This window comes from Proteus sp. G4415 (assembly GCF_963896075.1).
Taxonomy (GTDB): Bacteria; Pseudomonadota; Gammaproteobacteria; order Enterobacterales; family Enterobacteriaceae; genus Proteus; species Proteus mirabilis.
The window spans coordinates 14,230-33,269 of sequence record NZ_CAWQOK010000067.1 but is presented as its reverse complement, the minus strand read 5'-3'; the positions used below and the strand labels follow the sequence as shown (position 1 = coordinate 33,269).

Genomic DNA, 19,040 nt, shown 5'->3' with positions numbered 1-19,040 from the left:
TACGTAAATTCTCTTAAGTGTAAATTCATAATCAGATTAGTATGTTATTTTAAAAAAAATTTTTTCCTATCCTATAAACACAATTTTATTGTCATTAATTTTTTTTGATTTTCATCAAAAATAAAACCTTATGATTATGATGGTTATTTAAAATTCTCTAAATTGATTACAGAGAAATTTAAAATTTTTGAATATAAATAAAATATTTATCGTCTATACTTTAATAAGTAACAACTCATTGAGTGAGATATTTTTATTTGGTTTTAATGGTTATCAATCAGATATCTTTTCTTTGACCATGACTCTCAATTTATTTAGGAGGCGATATGGAACAGAAAATAATTGTTATGGGGGCAGATCCTTCAGGTTATGAGCTTAAAAATGCCGTCAAATCTCATCTACAAGCAAAAAATTACACAATAAAAGATATTACCGAATCAGGGCCTATTGGTTATTGTGATGTTGGTGATAAAGTTGGCGCTATTATTTCAGAACATCCTGAATATATTGGTTTTGTTTTTTGTGGCACAGGGATGGGAGTAAGTATTAGTGCTAATAAACATAAAAATGTTTATTGCGGGGTTTGTGAGAGTGTTACCACTGCGCGTTTTTGTAAAGTGATTAATAATTGCAATATGCTAGCCATGGGGGGTTTACTGATTACTCCCTTTAAAGCCAATATGATGGTAGATGCTTATTTATCTGCAACCTTTACACAAGGGTTTTCTGAAGCGACCCCAGATGATTTACAATGTGGCTTACAGACCATGAAAGAGGTTGAAAAGCGCATTTATACCGACTAATCCCTTTTTTGTAAGCCTGCTTTTGCAGGCTTTTTCAATCATATCACTCTTTCCCACCACTTAAGTGTCAACGTCATAATTGTCGACACGTCATCAAGCAAATTAATTTTTATTTATAACATATTGATTTTTATTAAAAATAAAACATTACTGCTCTTGGCATGAAATATGCTTCATCTAGAGAAAAATTAACGACAGTCGTGAGCTGTTAAACGTTTTTCTCGGAGGATGTGGCGAATGAATCGCTTTGTTATTGCAGAGCCACAACGATGCATAGGGTGTAATACCTGTATGGCAGCTTGTTCGGAAGTACACCAAGCTGTGGGATTACAGGCGCATCCGCGTCTTACAGTGGTAAAAGTGGAGGATCAGACCGCCCCGATGCTTTGTCGGCATTGTGAGGATGCTCCTTGTGCTAGTGTGTGCCCAGTCAATGCCATTACTCATGAAGATAATATGATCTTTCTTAATGAGAGCTTGTGTATTGGCTGTAAGTTATGCGGTTTGGTATGTCCTTTTGGTGCGATTACACCATCAGGCAGTAAACCCGTTAACTTACCGGCTGTGTTTGACCATTTTGTGCCTGAAGAGATGCTGGCAGATGTGCCCGCAAGTCTTCCTACTACCAATCCATTCCTTGCATGGAATGCGGGTATTCGCGCAATAGCAGTGAAATGTGACTTGTGTGCTTTCTCAGATGAGGGGCCTGCTTGCGTAAAAGTCTGTCCGACAGATGCCTTACATCTAGTTGAAGAAGATAGCCTTGAAGAGCAGATGAAAGCGCGTCGTTTAGACTCTGTGATGGAACCTATGACAAGTCTTGATGATCTATCTACGTTGACACAGGAGCGCAAGTAATATGGAACCTCTTCAGTTACTGATGTGGTCAATCATCCTGTATGTTGTTGGTGGCGTTATTGCACTGTTTTTAAAGAAACAGGAAGGATTGGCAATCCTAATATCGGGGATCAGCGCAATCATCGGTGGTGTATTAGGTGTTTTAAGCGCATTACCGGTTATTTTAAATGGTGAAACAATCAGTTTTGCTATGGCTGGGCCATTTGATTTCGCCGCTTTTGTGGTGCGTATGGATATGCTTGGCGCCTTTATGGTGTTTGTCATTTCTTTACTCGTCACTGTTTGTGCGTTGTATTCACTCTCTTATGTTCAAGAATACAAAGGTCGCGGCGCATGGAGTATGGGATTTTTTATGAATCTCTTTATTGCTTCCATGGTAGGACTGATTGTTATGGATAATGCGTTTTACTTTATTATCCTATTTGAAATGATGTCGTTAGCATCTTGGTTCTTAGTCATCGCTGACCAAGATGACGAATCTATCCACGCCGGTTTACTCTACTTCTTTATCGCTCACGCAGGCTCTGTGCTAATCATGATAGCCTTCTTCTTAATGTGGCGTGAAAGCGGTAGCCTTGATTTTGATTCATTCCGTCAACTTTCTCTTTCCCCTGCAATGGCTTCTGTGGTGTTCTTACTGGGCTTCTTCGGATTTGGTGCCAAAGCCGGTATGTTGCCATTACACAGTTGGTTGCCAAAAGCGCACCCCGCAGCACCCTCTCACGCTTCAGCATTAATGTCTGGGGTGATGGTGAAAATTGGTATTTTTGGCATCATCAAAGTAGGCATTGATTTATTAGGTGCTTCACAAATGTGGTGGGGAATTGTCGTTCTCGCATTCGGTGCTGTCTCTTCTGTATTAGGGGTTATGTACGCATTAGCAGAGCACGATTTAAAACGTCTCCTTGCATGGCACACCGTTGAAAATATCGGCATCATCTTGATGGGCGTGGGAGTTGGCATGGTAGGTATGGCAACCGATCATCCAGTGATTGCCGCTCTCGGTCTGCTTGGTGCGTTATACCACTTATTAAATCACGCGGTATTTAAAGGATTATTGTTCTTAGGTGCCGGAGCCATTATTAATCAAATTCACACTCGTGATATGGATAAGATGGGTGGATTAGCCAAACTAATGCCTTACACTGCAACGGCATTCTTAATTGGTTGTATGGCAATTTCAGCATTACCGCCATTAAATGGTTTTGTGAGTGAGTGGTATACTTATCAATCACTATTTACGATGAGTTACGATGGTAACTTTGTCATGCGCTTAAGTGGTCCTATTGCCATTATTATGTTGGCAATTACCGGGGCATTAGCGGCCATGTGTTTCGTCAAAGTTTATGGCGTCAGTTTTTGCGGTGGCCCACGTAGTGAGCAAGCGACTAAAGCTAAAGAAGTACCGTTGCCAATGACCATTGCTATGGGGTTATTAGCACTTTTCTGTGTTGTATTAGGTGTGGGTGCGGCTTTTGTTGCGCCAATTATTGCCAATATTGCAATGTCACTTAGCGAAACCAGTGCATTAACAGTGACTCAAGGTGCGATATTAGTCCCTGATAGTGCATCACAAGCGATGTTCTCTCCTGCCTTAACATTTATTTTATTAATCGCCTTACCACTAATTCCATTCTTAATTTATCTCGGCTTAAAAGGTGGTCAACCTGCATTTCGCCGTAAAGGTAATCCATGGGCCTGTGGTTATGTCTGGGAAAAAGACATGGCGGTGTCTGCTGGGGGCTTTACTCAAGCACTACGTAGTATGTTTGCACCACTTTATCGCATGCGTAAACAGCTTGATCCATCACCTTGGCTTTCACGTGGCTTTAATAAAACACAGCGCGGTGCTGAAAAGGTCGAACCATTCTGGGATGAAAGCATTATTTATCCATTGGTTCGTGGTATCCAACGTTTTGCTAAACGTATCCAATGCCTACAAGGCGGCGATTTCAGACTCTATTGTCTGTACGTGGTGGCAGCGCTGGTCATCTTGCTTTTAGTTATCGCAGCGTAAGGAGAGGGAATGATGACTTTCCAAGAAACACCTTCGTTTATGATGGGAATATTCGCGGTTATTCAAGCACTCTTTCTGCTGGCGATAACCCCATTATGTACAGGTATTTCTCGCCAAATTCGTGCCAAGATGCATTCGCGTCAAGGTCCTGGTATTTGGCAGGATTACCGAGATATTTTTAAATTACTTAAACGTCAATCCGTAGCCCCTGAGCAATCCGGCGTGATCTTCCAAGTGATGCCTTATGTGTTATTAGGCAGTATGTTATTAGTGGCAATGGCATTGCCTGTCTTTACGGCAACCTCTTTGTTTGGCGGTGCAGCTGACTTAATTGCATTAATTTATCTGTTTGCGCTATTTCGTTTCTTTTTCTCTTTATCGGGTTTGGATTCAGGTAGTCCATTTGCGGGTATTGGGGCCAGCCGTGAACTGACATTGGGTGTATTAGTTGAGCCTATTTTAGTGCTTTCGTTGATTGTGGTGGCATTGATTGTGGGTTCAACCAATGTCGGCACTATCAGTGCGACACTCGCCCAAGGTTGGGTATCACCCACAGCTACACTTTTAGCCTTATTGGCTTGTGCTTTTGCGGCATTTATTGAAATGGGCAAAATGCCTTTTGACGTCGCGGAAGCAGAGCAAGAATTACAAGAAGGACCACTAACCGAGTACTCCGGCTCTGGTTTTGCCATGGTTAAACTGGGTATTGGTTTAAAACAAGTGGTGATTGCTGAGCTGTTCCTTGCCGTATTTATTCCTTTTGGCAAAGCGACTGAATTTACTTTTGTCGCGCTTCTTGTCGCCTTAGTGTTAATGGCCGTGAAATTGCTGGTCGTGTTTGTATTAGCGTCATTAGTTGAAAACAGTTTAGCGCGTGGTCGCTTCTTACTGACTCAGCATGTGACATGGTTAGGGTTCGGTGTTGCGGCACTGGCTTTTGTTTTCTATTTAACTGGTCTATAAGGAGCGATGATTGCAATGGAAAATATAGCTCTTGCGACCTTACTCATCCCATTTGCAGGGGCGTTAATTACGTCCATACTGCCAAATCGGATGGCGAAGTGGTTATGTACACTGTTCGCTTTATTAGCCACATTAGGTACTGTTGTTTTAGGTTGGCAGTTCCTCGCTGAAGGTAAAGTCGATACCACAATTACGCTAGTACAATATGGTGATGTTGCGCTATTTGGTTTTACCATTGATCGCGTCAGTACCTTAATTGCTTTTGCCGTTGTGTTCTTAGGATTACTCGTCAGTTTTTATTCAACGGGTTATCTCACTAACGGTAACCGTGAGCATCCTCATGATGGGACTCGTCGTTATTATGCTTTCCTGTTGATCTTTATTGGTGCTATGGCAGGTTTAGTACTGTCATCTACCATTTTAGGGCAACTGCTGTTTTTTGAAATTACCGGTGGTTGTTCTTGGGCATTAATTGGTTATTACCAATCAGAGAAGTCATTGCGTTCGGCAATGAAGGCATTGTTAATTACTCATGTTGCGTCAATCGGTCTGTATCTTGCAGCTGCAACCTTGTTTGTAAGTACGGGTTCGTTTGAACTAACTGCGATAGCAACATTAGATGAGCCAACAAAACTGATTGTCTTTGGCGGTATTCTGTTTGCTGCTTGGGGTAAATCAGCACAGCTTCCTTTACAAGCTTGGTTACCTGATGCAATGGAAGCACCAACACCTGTAAGTGCTTACTTACACGCTGCGTCAATGGTTAAAGTGGGTGTGTATATCTTTGCTCGTGCCATTATTTCAGCCGGTGATGTCCCTCATATCATTGGTTGGGTGGGGATCGCCATGGCGGTTATCACTCTGATTTATGGCTTTATGATGTATCTGCCACAAAAAGATATGAAACGTCTGTTAGCATGGTCAACCATTACACAGCTTTCTTATATCTTCCTCGCGTTATCTATCTCAATCTTTGGACCTCGTGAAGCCTTTAATGGTGGTGTGGCTTATATCTTTAACCACGCTTTTGCTAAAAGTTTGTTCTTCTTAGTCGCAGGTGCTCTGAGTTATAGCTGTGGTACTCGTATGTTACCGCGCTTAAAAGGGTTAATTAATAAATATCCATTGCTGGGTGTGGGCTTTTGTGTTGCTGCGTTAGCGATTGCAGGTGTACCACCACTCAATGGTTTCTTTAGTAAATTCCCTATCTTTGCAGCAGGCTTTGAATTATCGAGTGTGTTCTGGGTAATGACACCTATTATGGTTCTGGTACTGATTGAATCTGTTGCAAGTTTCACTTGGTTTATCTACTGGTTTGGCCGTGTGGTGCCAGGAGAACCAAGTAAAGAAGTTGCGCAAGGACAACCGGTTCCTATGGCAATGCAAATTGTGATTGGAATACTGATTATTATGTCTTTCGCATCCAGTGTTATTGCTGTGACTTGGCTAGGATAAGGGGATAAATCATGACTGGAGCACTTATTGTTAATAATTTAGCGGGGTTAATGATGATCACCTCGCTACTGGTGATAGGCGCAAGAAAGCCTATTGCTTCCTGTTGGTTTTATGCTCTGCAATCCTTTGTTTTGGTGATGATTTTTGTCACTTTAGCAAATACGCTAGATGCACATCAACTGACACTTTGGGCGATAACCGCCTTCTTTACCAAAGTTCTACTCGTTCCACTTATCTTAGGATTTGCCTTCCGCAAATTATCCGATCCGAGCGCCAATATCAGTGTCATTAAACCGGCATTATTGATGTTATTAGCCGCCGTGATTGTGATTTTATGTTGGTTTGTGGTTGAGCCAATTCAAATACCTATGGTGGCGGAATTGAAACCTGCATTAGCGGTCTCTTTAGGCCATTTTATGCTAGGTCTACTGTGTATTGTGACTCAACGAAATATCCTAAAACAAGCATTTGGTTATTGCTTAATGGAAAACGGCTCTCACTTAACACTCGCTTTATTAGCGTGGAGGGCACCAGAGTTGGTAGAAATTGGTATAGCAACGGATGCCATTTTTGCTGTGATTGTCATGGCAGTATTGGCGCGTAAGATTTACCGCACGCTCAACACACTGAACGTGGATCAACTGACCGCGCTGAAGGGGTGAGGAGATGAATCAAACAACCATGTTAACAATCTTAATGTTTGCACCGCTGGTATTTTCGATATTGGCATTTTTAAGCCCATTATTGAAAGCAGCGGCACGACCTATCGTTACAGGCATTCATACTATAGGTATTTTTATCTTAGTCATTGCCGCGTTAGGCACTGTTGCTGATGTGATGTCCCATGGCGAAATACTGGCAGCAGCGAAATGGGTTCATGTTGATAGTTTAGGGGCACTATTTCTAGCCATTTTAGGCATCATTGGTTTTTTAACCGGCCTGTATTCTATTGGTTATATGAATCATGAAGTGGATGAGGGCGAAATTTCTGTTCGTACTTTATGTAACTACTATGGTTTCTTCCACCTCTTCCTTTTCACCATGTTATTAGCGATCACCAGTAATAACTTGATCTTGATGTGGGCCGCTATTGAAGCCACAACATTAAGCTCTGCTTTCTTAGTAGGGATTTATGGTCAACGCTCTTCATTAGAAGCTGCATGGAAGTACATTATTATCTGTAGTGTCGGTGTCGCATTTGGTCTTTTTGGCACAATTTTAGTTTATGCCAATGCAGCAAGCTTTATGCCTGATCCTGATCAGGCCATCTTCTGGACAGAAGTGTTGAAATATACACATCAGTTAGATCCAACACTGATGCATTTAGCTTTTGTATTTATTTTGATCGGTTTCGGTACCAAAACCGGGTTATTCCCAATGCATGCATGGTTACCAGATGCTCACAGTGAAGCGCCAAGCCCTGTTAGTGCGCTGTTATCTGCGGTGTTATTAAACTGTGCGCTGTTAATCATTATTCGTTACTACATTATTATTGATGCAGCAATAGGCACTGAATTCACTCGTAACCTATTGCTAATCTTTGGCTTCCTCTCTGTTGCTATCGCCGCGTTCTTTATTCTGATCCAGCGCGATATGAAACGCTTATTAGCGTACTCCAGTGTGGAAAACATGGGGTTAATTGCAGTGGCTCTGGGTATTGGTGGCCCGATTGGGATTTTGGCGGCTTTATTCCACACGTTAAACCACAGCTTAGCAAAAGCATTGCTGTTCTGCGGCTCTGGTAACGTGTTACTGAAATACGGTACACGGGATCTAAATGTCGTGAAAGGCATGTTTAAAGTAATGCCATTAAGTGCTGCATTATTTGCTGGCGGTGCTTTGGCATTAGGGGGCATGCCACCATTTAATGTCTTTATCAGTGAATTTATGATTGTTGTTGCAGGCTTAGCAGCTAAGCATATGGGATTAACAATTCTATTATTATTGTTATTAACCGTAGTATTAGGTGGATTAGTTCGTATGGTAGCTAAAACGGTATTTGGTCCAAAACCGGATGTGGTTGCCAAAGGTGAATTAGGTCTGTTAACCACACTACCGATGATCATTTTGATTGCGCTTATGTTGTTAATGGGAACACATATTCCTAAGCCAGTCAGTGAGTTATTGGAGAACGCAGCCAATATCGTGATGAATATCGATGAGAGTGGATCACCAAATTATACATGGCCAACAACGTTAATCAGCAATCCATCAATATCGGTTCAGGAGAAGTAACGTGAGCTATCAAAATTATGTCAGTAGAAAAGAGGGAAACGAACTCGGTGCGGGTTATGTTGCTAAAGTTCGAGAAAAATTCCCATCAGCTATTCTTGATGAAGAGCGACAAACCGCTGATCAATTGACGATAACAGTTAAAACGGGATCACTGCCTGAAGTGGTGGAGTACCTATATTACGGTTTAGGAGGCTGGTTACCTGTTTTATTTGGTAACGATGAACGTAGTTTAAATGGTGATTATGCCGTCTATTACGCCTTATCGATGGAAGAGGGTGAAAAGTGCTGGATAGTCGTTAAAGCACACGTTAGTCCTATTACACTTGAATTTCCTTCTGTTACCCCGCGAGTTCCTGCAGCAGTATGGGGAGAGCGTGAAATTCGTGATATGTATGGTCTTATTCCTGTGGGATTACCGGATGAGCGTCGTTTAGTGCTTCCAGATGATTGGCCTGAAGATATGTATCCGTTACGTAAAGATGCCATGGATTATCGCCAACGTCCAACGCCAACCACAGAAACAGAAACTTATCCGTTTGTGAACGAAGGCAAACAAGATGCGCGTGTCGTTCCTATCGGCCCTATGCATATTACGTCTGATGAACCGGGACATTTCCGTTTATTTGTTGACGGTGAAAATATTGTTGATGCTGACTATCGCATGTTCTATGTACACCGTGGTATGGAAAAATTGGCAGAAACCCGTATGGGCTATAATGAAGTCACTTTCCTATCAGACCGTGTCTGTGGGATTTGTGGCTTTACACATAGCGTGGCATATACCACTTCTGTTGAAAATGCGTTAGGTATTGAAGTGCCTCGTCGCGCTCATACTATCCGTTCTATTTTATTAGAAGTTGAACGTCTACATAGTCATTTATTAAATATCGGTTTAGCAAGTCACTTTACCGGATTTGATACCGGTTTCATGCAATTCTTCCGTATTCGTGAAAAATCCATGCAGATTGCTGAAATGCTGACGGGAGCACGTAAAACCTACGGCTTAAACTTAATTGGTGGTATTCGTCGCGATATTTTAAAAGATCAACGTATTAAAACTATCCAATTAGTCAGAGAAATGCGCAAAGAAGTCACTGAATTAGTCGACATCTTACTTTCTGCGCCAAATATGGAACAGCGTACCGTTGGGGTCGGGATTTTAGATAAGAAAGTCGCGCGTGATTTCAGTCCGGTAGGCCCCATGATCAGAGCCAGTGGTTTTAAACGTGATGTACGCTTTGATCACCCATTTGCAGATTATGGCAACTTACCATTAACCCTATTTAGTTATGAAGGTGGGGATGTTTTCTCACGTGTGATGGTGCGTATTAAGGAAGTGCTTGATTCTATGGCAATGATTGAATATGCCTTAGATAATCTGCCGGAAGGACCGTTATTAACAGAAGGCTTTACCTACCAACCTTATAAATTTGCACTTGGTTTTACCGAAGCTCCACGAGGTGAAGATATTCACTGGAGTATGTTGGGTGATAATCAAAAATTATTCCGTTGGCGTTGTCGTGCGGCCACTTACGCTAACTGGCCAGTACTACGTTATATGTTACAAGGAAATACGGTTTCTGATGCACCATTAATTATCGGTAGCCTCGATCCTTGTTACTCCTGTACTGACAGGGTAACGCTTGTCGATGTGAAAAAACGTAAATCGAAAACAGTTTCTTATAAAGAAATTGAACGTTATAGCATCGAACGTAAAAATTCGCCGCTCAAGTGAGGGACTGAACGATGTTAAAATTGTTTAAAACCATTATCAAAACAGGCGATGCAACAACAAAATATCCTTTTAAACCATTAGAACTCCCTGATGGTTTTAGAGGAAAACCTGAGTACTCACCTGAGCAATGTATTGTTTGTGGGGCTTGTACTTCTGCATGTCCTGCGAATGCACTGACCATGGAAACCAACCTCGAAACGGGTGAACGTCACTGGCAGTTATTTATTGGTCGTTGTATTTATTGCGGCCGTTGTGAAGAAGTCTGCCCAACTCGGGCAATTGTATTATCAGATATGTTTGAAACGGCAGTCACACAAAAATCAGATCTTTATATTAAAGGTACATTTAAATTATTAAGCTGCCGTGAGTGTCATCAACCCTTTACACCTAGAAAATCTGTTGATTACGCTATGGCACTGCTGGTGCAATCGGGTTGGGATGCACAAACTGTTGAGGCAATGCGTCCACAATTTGAAACTTGCCCTGAGTGTAAACGTAAACATAACCTACTCTCTGATGGTCAAGAAAATATTAGTATGGGCAATGTCGGGAGTGTGAAAAAATGAGTCTACCAGAAATTCCCATCAATCATCATGTCAGCCAACCTATCACATTAAGTGATCAGGTGAAAAAGCTGAAAAAAACGTTATTGAAAGATATTCAACGTTCCGCGTATGTTTATCGTGTTGACTGTGGTGGTTGTAATGGTTGTGAGATTGAAATTTTCTCTGCAATTACACCTGTTTTTGATGCCGAGCGATTTGGTATCAAGGTGGTTGCTTCACCTCGCCATGCTGATATTTTGTTATTTACTGGTGCCGTAACACGCCAAATGCGTGTACCGGCATTACGTGCTTATGAATCAGCACCAGATCCCAAAATTTGTATCTCTTATGGCGCTTGTGGTTGTGGTGGTGGGATATTCCACGATCTCTATTGTGTATGGGGTGGGAGTGAAACCATCGTTCCTATTGATGTGTGGATCCCTGGTTGTCCTCCGACACCTGCAGCAACTATTTATGGTTTTGCTGTGGCATTAGGCTTATTAGATCAAAAACTAAAAGGTCAAAATCACACTGAAGTGGATAATGAGCAAGCGTCACTGTTACTGCCGTCGATCCCTCTTGATACTCGCGTAATGATAGAGCGTGAAGCTCGTCGTCTTGCTGGTTATTATCAAGGGCGACAAATTAGTGATCATTTCCTCACTTTACTTGATGGTGCCACAGTACAAGAAGTCAGTGGGCGTGTTGATGAATGGTTACGCCAAGCGAATGATCCTCGTTTAGCGGAAATTGTAAAACGACTGGTGCATTCATTAAACCAAGGAGGCGTTCATGTCTGATGACGCTAAAGTTTACTTTTGGTCATTAAGACAAAAGTTTGTTGATAGCGATGATGATATACCTGAGCAGGCGCAACAAGTGATGTACTACTCGTTGGCGATTGGTCATCACGTCGGCATGATTGACTGCTTAAAAACAGAGTTGGTTTGTCCTTTAGAAAAATATCAAGCATGGATTGATTTATTACCTGAGGGGGAAGCAAAACGAAAAATGCAAGGATTGCTAACTTTCGGTGAGATCAATATCAATTCTGAACATACTCACATGTTAGCTTTAGCTTTCGATCCTATTGCCAAAAGTGATGATCCACTTTTTAGTGAGTGGAGCCAAACGCTGATTAATTTATTAGGTGAAATTGTTATAGAGCCAGCGATTTATTTGATAGTAAAGAGAAAACCATGAGTGAAACAATGACAGCACCTAAGGTCGTATTAACGGTAGGAAATAGCATGATGGGGGATGATGGAGCCGGTCCTCTATTAGCGGACTTAATGGAAGCAAACCCGATTGATGGTTGGATGGTTATCAATGGGGGAAGTGCGCCAGAGAATGTTTCTTATCAAATAAGAGCATTACAACCGCAATGTGTTGTCATTGTTGATGCGGCTGATATTGGTTTAAAACCTGGTGAAATAAGGGTAATAGATCCTGATTATATTGCAGAAATGTTTATTATGAGCACCCATAACATGCCGTTAAATTTTCTGATAGATCAATTAAAGGACGATATCCCCGATATTACTTTCTTGGGGATCCAGCCCGATCTGGTGGGATTCTATTACCCAATGACCGAAGCGGTAAGAAACGCTGTTGATAAAGTTTATCAAGGCATTAAGTCTTGGCGAGTTGATTACTTTCCTGAGCTTGAAGTCTGTGATGAAGACGATATCGAAGAATAGAAAAATTAAAGTACAAAAAACATAAAGTATAAATAAGTATCCATAAGTAAAAAACATCCGTTCTGCGGATGTTTTATATTAATGAGTGATATAAGTGTCACAACCGCCAAAAAAAGACAGTTTTGTAACTTATATCACTCATGGATAAACAGTCATCTTGAGCCTATCTTTTTTAAAAAACGCACATCCTTAACCCTTTCTTCATCAGTATCAAGACAAAATTACTTATACTTAGCCTAACTAGTGAATTTTAGAGGCCTAATTGGCTCAAAAAGCGCACTTTTTGATTAATGTTAAGTGTAACATAGCAAGATTAGCTTCATATTAAGCTAACTATCTTTGCTACCCTTAATGCCCTTAAGCAAAAATGTTCACGACAAAATATTTCTGTCTTATTAAAAAAATAAAAGGTTCGGTATGTCCTCTTCTTTTCCCCAATTAAGTATTGTGGTGGCGGTTTTTAATGGTGAAAAATTTTTACCACAGTTTTTTAATTGTTTACATGCACAACAACTGGAAAACTGGGAACTTATTTTAGTTGATGATGGCTCTACTGATAACTCTCGTCAGATCTTAGATAAATGGGAAAAACACTTTCCCAATGTCACTATTTTAACACAAGAAAACCAAGGTGTTTCCGTTGCGCGTAATACAGGATTTGCTGTTGCAAAGGGGGAATACGTTGCTTTTCCTGATATTGATGATGTGATAGATAAACGCATGTATCCCCGATTACTTGAAATTGCCAAGGCCGATAATTTGGATGTGGCAACCTGTAATGGGAATTATGTTTATGATGATAAAAACCGACCAACACGCCCTATCTTTCCTTCAACGCGTTTAACAACCACAGAGGTATTAACCGGGCCTCAATGGCTTGAACGTGCTCTTGAATCGAAAAAGTTCTTACATGTTACATGGCTAAATATTTATCGACGTCAGTTTTTATTGGAGCATGGTTATTACTTTGAGCCGGGTTTGCATCACCAAGATATTCCTTGGACGACAGAAGTGTTATTAACGGCGAAACGGGTAAAATATATCGATGAGCGTTATTACGACTATTTTATTCATTCTGGCTCCGTGTCGCATACGACACCCGATGATCGTATTCATGTAAGAACAATTTATAACTATATGAAAATACTTGAGATGCTGGATGCTATTAATCAACGCCATGCTGAGATAGCAAAAACGATCAATGCTTGTTATTGGCAAATAGCCAAAGAAGGTTTAGGTATTATTCATTCTATTGATGCGATTAGTTCACCAGAAACCAAAAAACAGATAGTTAAGGTATTTTTTGAGCGGGGAATTTGGGCATTAATTTGGAAAAATGCGAAAGATTTTAGATTAAAATGGCGTTTAGGCCGGCGTTATTTTCGACTGAAAAAAATATTAGCAGAATAAATATAAAGGGGTGTAATAATTTGCACCCTTTATTTTTTCATTAATATACTTATCGTAAAATTAGGTTATTTCGTAAAAATAGCAATTTATTTTGTTATATGCTCACGATTAAGAATGAGCATAACCTATATAACTGATTTATTAGAAAAAAACTGTGCTCTATTTAAAATTTTGTCATATTGAATGCTATTGCTTGATGAAAGTTTATGTAAAATCAATAAAATGTTGGATATTATTCGAGTAATTCAAGAAAAGCTTTTATGATGCCAAGCAATTAATCCTTTTGTCTGCATCAATGTGCAGAACATCATAATAACAACAGTTAACTTATTTCTTTTCTGCCTCTTTCAAACAGATTGAGACTGATGATAAGTCGTATCTAAAAAATCGGAGAATATTTATGTCTATTCGGTTTAGTTGGCGAAAATCGTTTATTGCTTTATCCTGCTTAGCCGCACTTAGTGTTCCTGTTACTACTTCAGCACAAACCTTAAAATTAGCTATTGGTGAAGAGCCGACAGAAGGTTTTGATCCCATGTTAGGGTGGAGCCATGGTAGCTACTTACTGCTACACAGCCCATTATTAAAGCAAAATGCGGATCTGACTTGGTATAGCAATATGCTCAGTGATTATCAGCCTAGTGCAGAGGGCACAACATGGAAGCTGACGTTAAAACCAGATTTGAAATTTTCTGATGGTTCCCCTTTAACCGCAAAAGATGTTGCCTTTACCTATAACAATGCTGCGGCAAGTGGCGGTAAAGTGGATATGGGAAACTTTCTTTCTGCAACGGCAGATGATGATTTACATGTCACTATTGCTTTAAAAGCGCCTCAAAGTACTTTTGTTAATGTATTAGGCTCGCTAGGCATTGTTTCAGCTGATAAATATGATGAAAAAACCTATGCACAAAAGCCGATTGGTGCCGGTCCTTATCGTATGGTCAGTTTTCAACCGGGTCAGCAACTCATCGTTGAGGCAAACCCTTATTATGCGGGTAAGAAAAATGATTTCGAAAAGCTTATCTTTGTTTTTCTTGATGAAGATGCCGCTTTTGCTGCCGCTCAAAGTGGACAACTAGGGGTTGTTCGTATTCCTCCTGCCACCGCAGCCATTGCTAAAAATTTACCTAATGTAAAATTGTGGGAAAGAGCCAGTGTTGAAAATCGTGGTATTGTCTTTCCTATGGTGAAATCAGGTGAGAAAAATGCACAAGGGTATGATATCGGTAATGATATCACTGCAGATATCGCCATCCGTAAAGCGATTAACTATGCCCTTAACCGCCAATTACTGGCAGAGCAAGTATTAGATGGATATGCAGTTCCTGCTTATACCGGCGTAAAAGGATTACCTTGGGATCAAACCGAGGCCGCATTTAAAGACGGTGATATTGAAAAAGCTAAACAAATTCTTGATGATGCGGGTTGGAAACTCAATAAAAATGGCATTCGAGAAAAAGACGGTTTAGAAGCGAAATTGACACTCTGGTACACCAGTGGTGATGCAACTCGTCGTGATTTAGCAGAATCAATTCGTGCGTTAGTGCAACCTCTTGGCATTCAAATGGATCTTAAGTCAGGAAGCTGGGATACCGTAGAGCGTTATATGCACTCAAACCCGACTTTGTTTGGTTGGGGAAGTCTTGATCCGATGGAGCTCTATCATCACTATAGTATGAATGCCGCAGGTGTGGGTTACTATAATCCTGGGTATTATAAAAATCCTGCCGTTGAAAAACATTTACAAGCAGCATTAGATGCACCGACATGGCAACAAGCGGTCCCACATTGGCAAGCGGTAGAGTGGGATGGTAAAAATGGCGTCGGTATCAAAGGTGATGCTGCTTGGGCTTGGTTAATGAATATTCAGCATACTTACTTAACCGATCCTTGTGTTGATTTAGGCACTGGCGCTCCGGAAATTCACGGTTCATGGTCATTATTAAATAGCGTAGATACTTGGAAGTGGACTTGTCAGTAATACGTCAAACAGTAGGATTTTTCCTGCGATTATTATGCCTGCTGCTGGTAACAACAGCAGGTGTTTTTATTTTATTAAGTTTTTCGCCGATTGATCCGATCAAGGCCTATATCGGTAGTGATTTGCTAAACGTTCCGCCTGAGCAGTATCCGCTGATAGCGGCTCGCTGGGGGATGGATCAGCCACTATGGATGCGTTTTTGGCTCTGGTTTAGCCAGATAATCCAAGGTGATTTTGGTTATTCCATGCTCTATAACATGCCGGTTATTGATGTTATTCGCCAACGGGCAGGGCCTTCGTTTATCCTGCTTTTTTCTGCGTGGCTATTTTCAGGTGTAATAGGGGTGTTAATGGGGTTAGTGGCAGGACGATATCTTAATCGTTGGCCTGATAGGATCATCTCAACCCTCTCTTATTTGCTGGCCTCATTACCGACTTTTTGGGTTGGATTGCTGTTGTTATCGCTGTTTTCGGTAACGTTACACTGGGCACCCATTTGCTGTGCATGGCCGATGGGCAGTAGTGCTGAAGCAGCCACATTGGGCCAACGTTTTTCGCATCTTATTTTACCTATGATAGCGTTAGGATTATTAGGTACAGGTAATATCGCACTGCATACTCGCGCAAAAGTTGCTGAAGTGATGGGCAGTGAATTTATTCATTTTGCTAAAGCCCAAGGTGATAAAGGTTGGGCTATGATGCTTTTTCATGTTCTACGTCATGCCATTACTCCCGCACTTTGCTTACAGTTTGCATCAATTGGTGAATTGTTAGGTGGTTCATTATTGGCGGAGAAGGTTTTTGCTTATCCGGGATTAGGGCAAGCGACAGTAGATGCCGGATTGCGTGGGGATATCCCCCTATTAATGGGGATTGTTGTATTTAGCACAATTCTCATTTTCTTTGGAAACAGTATCTCTAACTACTTGTTACGACGAATTAATAAAGGAATTTTGCGCGACTTATGATTTACGATCCCAATAAGCCTTTATTTAGACTGCTATTTGTCTCAATCGTATTAGTGGGGCTGGTTATTTATGGCTTATCTGTTTCTCATACTGATATTGTGATGGATTTTTTAGCTAGAAACCAAGCGCCATCTACTCAGTACTGGTTTGGCACGGATAATTTAGGCCGTTCACTGTGGTTACGCTGTTTTCAAGGTATGTTAAGTAGCTTAAATATCGGTGTCACTAGTGCCGTTGTCAGTGGTGCTATTGCTTTGATATTTGCTGGGATCTCCTCCATTAATCGCCATTGTGATTTATTGGTCAGAGGGGTGGTTGATGCCTTATTAGCATTACCTCATTTACTGTTGTTGATCTTGATCTGTTTTACTTTAGGTGGGGGACAGCAAGGTGTTATCTGGGCTGTTGCATTAACCCATTGGCCCAAATTAGCCCTAATTTTACGTGGTGAAATTCAACGTATTCGTGAAGCAGATTATGTGATGCTATCTCGCCGTATTGGCAATACACCTTTTGAGTGTGTGAAAAAACACTATATCCCAATGTTATTACCGCAATGGATTGTAGGAACGTTGCTTATGTTTCCACATGCGGTATTGCATAGTGCTGCGTTGAGCTTTTTAGGTTTTGGGCAAGCAGCGCATGAGCCTTCTCTTGGATTGCTATTAGCGGATGCCTTACGTTATTTAAGTACCGGTGCTTGGTGGATGGTGTTTTTTCCCGGATTAATTTTAATGTGCTTGGTATTGATATTTGATCAATTTGCTAAAGCCATGCAGCAACTATGGTTAAGAGGGGCAGGATGTTAAGTTTTGAACAGCTTTCCATTGATATTGCGCAGTTTCGTTGGTTAGGAAAGCGCACTTGGCAGCCTTTATTAAAATCTATTTCTCTTGATATTAAACCTGGCAAAATGCTGGCTTTAGTGGGGGGCAGCGGTGAAGGTAAAAGTTTACTCCTGCAAAGTGCATTGGGACTACTACCTGCTAATATGCGAACCCGAGGCACAATTAAACTTAATGGGCATCCGTTAACCGAGCGAGAGCTTATTGCTTATCGTGGTAATACTTTTTGCTATATTCCTCAAGGTGTAACAGCGCTTAATCCGTTAATTAGCATTGGTGAACAACTGGGCCGTTCAGCGCGGTTAAGTGGTGCTGATATCACCTATGAAGATATTAAACACCAATTTGGTTTATATCACCTCTCTAGCTCGTTAGTGAAAACTTACCCCGCAAAATTATCGGGGGGAATGGCTAAACGAGTACTCGCCTGCAATGCAACATTATCTAATGCACAATATATACTGGCTGATGAGATAACATCATGGCTTGATGATGAACACGCTTGTTTATTGCTAGAGCATTTAAAAGAGTTATGTCATCAAGGTAAATCAGTCCTATGGGTCACCCATGATTTAGCTTTGGCTGCTCGTTATGCCGATACCATTGCTGTGTTGAGGCAAGGGGAGCTAAATGAGATAGTCGCTGCTAAAGCGCTTTATCATCATGGTGGGAGTGAGTGGCTAAAAACATTGTGGAATGCACTGCCTGAACAGCAGTTTTTAGATCTACAAGAGGGGGCTTGCAACCCATACCCATATTGAGCAGTGATAGATTATCTTCTTTATATACCTTTTTCTCTTAGAGAACCCTATTTTTGAGGTTATTTTTATGCCACTTTTAGCGCTACAACAACTCTCTGTGCAACAAGCCGGTAAGATGTTATGGCATGATCTCTCTTTTTCATTAGAGGCGGGAGAGCGCTTAGGCATTTCTGCGCCAAGTGGTAGAGGAAAAACAACGTTAGGTCGTGTATTAGCACAATGGCAAATGCCGACTAGTGGGCAAATTCTTTTTAATCAGCAACCTCTGCCTAAGAAAGGTTATTGTCCCATTCAATTGGTTCCGCAACATCCTGATAAATGTTTTAATCCATTTAGAACAACCGGAGAGAGTGTACGTGATGCATGGGTGCCTGATAGCCTGTGGCTTGAAAAATTGATGATAGAGCCAGAGTGGTTAACCCGTAGGCCTAATGAGTTATCAGGAGGAGAATTGGCACGTATTGCATTACTACGAGCACTTGATCCTCGAACACAATTATTAATTGCAGATGAAGTGACTGCACAATTAGATGCACAGATCCAAGCCAAAATTTGGCAAGTATTAATCGATGAAAGTCAAAAACGTCCTTTAAGTTTAATTATCTTTAGTCACAATAAAGCCTTACTAGAAAAAGTATCTACCAGAATATGGTGGGTAGATAAGGAAAAAATATGTTGATAGTAAAAAGGATACTAGAGCGATTTTAATAAAAAAAAGCTTCCTGTATTTTGAAATATAGGAAGCAAACTATTACTACTAA

Annotated in this window: 18 protein-coding genes; all 18 read left to right on the top strand. The window is 40.9% G+C overall.

What is annotated here, in order from left to right; all coding sequences use genetic code 11:
• Positions 1-326 precede the first annotated feature (326 nt).
• Positions 327-803: an RpiB/LacA/LacB family sugar-phosphate isomerase gene (locus AACU95_RS08200; RefSeq protein WP_004249279.1), complete on the top strand. Its 477-nt coding sequence runs from the start codon at positions 327-329 to the stop codon at positions 801-803.
• Positions 804-1,040: 237 nt separating this feature from the next.
• Positions 1,041-1,661 (top strand): 4Fe-4S dicluster domain-containing protein, encoded by a 621-nt coding sequence (locus tag AACU95_RS08195; protein WP_004245695.1) that lies wholly within the window; start codon positions 1,041-1,043, stop codon positions 1,659-1,661.
• Position 1,662: 1 nt separating this feature from the next.
• A complete protein-coding gene (gene hyfB, locus AACU95_RS08190) occupies positions 1,663-3,678 on the top strand; it encodes a hydrogenase 4 subunit B (RefSeq protein ID WP_004250169.1) in 2,016 nt (671 codons plus the stop codon).
• Positions 3,679-3,690: 12 nt separating this feature from the next.
• Positions 3,691-4,641 carry a respiratory chain complex I subunit 1 family protein gene (locus AACU95_RS08185; RefSeq protein ID WP_012368421.1) on the top strand — a complete coding sequence of 317 codons (951 nt, stop codon included), beginning with the start codon at positions 3,691-3,693 and terminating at the stop codon, positions 4,639-4,641.
• Positions 4,642-4,647: 6 nt separating this feature from the next.
• Positions 4,648-6,096, top strand: coding sequence for a hydrogenase 4 subunit D (locus AACU95_RS08180; protein ID WP_012368420.1), 1,449 nt, complete (start codon positions 4,648-4,650; stop codon positions 6,094-6,096).
• Positions 6,097-6,107: 11 nt separating this feature from the next.
• Complete coding sequence (gene hyfE, locus AACU95_RS08175) at positions 6,108-6,758, top strand: hydrogenase 4 membrane subunit (RefSeq protein WP_004245691.1); 651 nt, start codon at positions 6,108-6,110, stop codon at positions 6,756-6,758.
• Positions 6,759-6,762: 4 nt separating this feature from the next.
• A complete protein-coding gene (locus AACU95_RS08170; RefSeq protein WP_141192162.1) occupies positions 6,763-8,331 on the top strand; it encodes a hydrogenase 4 subunit F in 1,569 nt (522 codons plus the stop codon).
• A 1-nt stretch (position 8,332) separates the two neighbouring features.
• Positions 8,333-10,066: a hydrogenase large subunit gene (locus tag AACU95_RS08165; RefSeq protein ID WP_004245689.1), complete on the top strand. Its 1,734-nt coding sequence runs from the start codon at positions 8,333-8,335 to the stop codon at positions 10,064-10,066.
• Between the two features lie 11 nt (positions 10,067-10,077).
• Positions 10,078-10,632, top strand: a complete 555-nt coding sequence (hyfH, locus tag AACU95_RS08160) for a hydrogenase 4 subunit H (RefSeq protein ID WP_004245688.1) — start codon at positions 10,078-10,080, stop codon at positions 10,630-10,632.
• The gene (locus tag AACU95_RS08155) at positions 10,629-11,411 is read left to right on the top strand and encodes an NADH-quinone oxidoreductase subunit B family protein (RefSeq protein WP_004245686.1); all 783 of its coding nucleotides are present in this window, start codon (positions 10,629-10,631) and stop codon (positions 11,409-11,411) included. Before hyfH ends, AACU95_RS08155 begins: the two co-directional genes overlap by 4 nt.
• A complete protein-coding gene (locus AACU95_RS08150; RefSeq protein ID WP_004245685.1) occupies positions 11,404-11,814 on the top strand; it encodes a formate hydrogenlyase maturation HycH family protein in 411 nt (136 codons plus the stop codon). Before AACU95_RS08155 ends, AACU95_RS08150 begins: the two co-directional genes overlap by 8 nt.
• Entirely contained in the window at positions 11,811-12,311 is a 501-nt protein-coding gene (hycI, locus tag AACU95_RS08145; RefSeq protein ID WP_004245684.1) for a hydrogenase maturation peptidase HycI, read from the top strand. The genes AACU95_RS08150 and hycI overlap by 4 nt, the downstream gene beginning before the upstream one ends.
• Positions 12,312-12,728: 417 nt before the next feature.
• Complete coding sequence (locus AACU95_RS08140; protein ID WP_004245683.1) at positions 12,729-13,721, top strand: glycosyltransferase; 993 nt, start codon at positions 12,729-12,731, stop codon at positions 13,719-13,721.
• Positions 13,722-14,121: 400 nt separating this feature from the next.
• Complete coding sequence (locus tag AACU95_RS08135) at positions 14,122-15,705, top strand: ABC transporter substrate-binding protein (protein WP_004249286.1); 1,584 nt, start codon at positions 14,122-14,124, stop codon at positions 15,703-15,705.
• Positions 15,690-16,673 (top strand): ABC transporter permease, encoded by a 984-nt coding sequence (locus tag AACU95_RS08130; protein ID WP_004245681.1) that lies wholly within the window; start codon positions 15,690-15,692, stop codon positions 16,671-16,673. The genes AACU95_RS08135 and AACU95_RS08130 overlap by 16 nt, the downstream gene beginning before the upstream one ends.
• Complete coding sequence (locus AACU95_RS08125; RefSeq protein WP_004245680.1) at positions 16,670-17,482, top strand: ABC transporter permease; 813 nt, start codon at positions 16,670-16,672, stop codon at positions 17,480-17,482. The genes AACU95_RS08130 and AACU95_RS08125 overlap by 4 nt, the downstream gene beginning before the upstream one ends.
• On the top strand, positions 17,476-18,279 hold the full coding sequence (locus tag AACU95_RS08120; protein WP_004245678.1) for an ATP-binding cassette domain-containing protein: 804 nt from the start codon (positions 17,476-17,478) through the stop codon (positions 18,277-18,279). The genes AACU95_RS08125 and AACU95_RS08120 overlap by 7 nt, the downstream gene beginning before the upstream one ends.
• A gap of 67 nt (positions 18,280-18,346) precedes the next feature.
• Positions 18,347-18,958 carry an ATP-binding cassette domain-containing protein gene (locus tag AACU95_RS08115; RefSeq protein ID WP_004245677.1) on the top strand — a complete coding sequence of 204 codons (612 nt, stop codon included), beginning with the start codon at positions 18,347-18,349 and terminating at the stop codon, positions 18,956-18,958.
• Positions 18,959-19,040 lie beyond the last annotated feature (82 nt).

Bases quoted from the DNA above. Each gene is read 5' to 3' on its own strand.
- hyfE (WP_004245691.1), top strand. From the start codon at position 6,108: ATGACTGGAGCACTTATTGTTAATAATTTAGCGGGGTTAATGATGATC.
- hycI (WP_004245684.1), top strand. From the start codon at position 11,811: ATGAGTGAAACAATGACAGCACCTAAGGTCGTATTAACGGTAGGAAAT.
- AACU95_RS08135 (WP_004249286.1), top strand. From the start codon at position 14,122: ATGTCTATTCGGTTTAGTTGGCGAAAATCGTTTATTGCTTTATCCTGC.
- AACU95_RS08185 (WP_012368421.1), top strand. From the start codon at position 3,691: ATGACTTTCCAAGAAACACCTTCGTTTATGATGGGAATATTCGCGGTT.
- AACU95_RS08195 (WP_004245695.1), top strand. From the start codon at position 1,041: ATGAATCGCTTTGTTATTGCAGAGCCACAACGATGCATAGGGTGTAAT.
- AACU95_RS08200 (WP_004249279.1), top strand. From the start codon at position 327: ATGGAACAGAAAATAATTGTTATGGGGGCAGATCCTTCAGGTTATGAG.
- AACU95_RS08170 (WP_141192162.1), top strand. From the start codon at position 6,763: ATGAATCAAACAACCATGTTAACAATCTTAATGTTTGCACCGCTGGTA.
- AACU95_RS08125 (WP_004245680.1), top strand. From the start codon at position 16,670: ATGATTTACGATCCCAATAAGCCTTTATTTAGACTGCTATTTGTCTCA.
- AACU95_RS08180 (WP_012368420.1), top strand. From the start codon at position 4,648: ATGATTGCAATGGAAAATATAGCTCTTGCGACCTTACTCATCCCATTT.
- AACU95_RS08115 (WP_004245677.1), top strand. From the start codon at position 18,347: ATGCCACTTTTAGCGCTACAACAACTCTCTGTGCAACAAGCCGGTAAG.
- AACU95_RS08140 (WP_004245683.1), top strand. From the start codon at position 12,729: ATGTCCTCTTCTTTTCCCCAATTAAGTATTGTGGTGGCGGTTTTTAAT.
- hyfH (WP_004245688.1), top strand. From the start codon at position 10,078: ATGTTAAAATTGTTTAAAACCATTATCAAAACAGGCGATGCAACAACA.
- AACU95_RS08120 (WP_004245678.1), top strand. From the start codon at position 17,476: ATGTTAAGTTTTGAACAGCTTTCCATTGATATTGCGCAGTTTCGTTGG.
- AACU95_RS08155 (WP_004245686.1), top strand. From the start codon at position 10,629: ATGAGTCTACCAGAAATTCCCATCAATCATCATGTCAGCCAACCTATC.
- hyfB (WP_004250169.1), top strand. From the start codon at position 1,663: ATGGAACCTCTTCAGTTACTGATGTGGTCAATCATCCTGTATGTTGTT.
- AACU95_RS08150 (WP_004245685.1), top strand. From the start codon at position 11,404: ATGTCTGATGACGCTAAAGTTTACTTTTGGTCATTAAGACAAAAGTTT.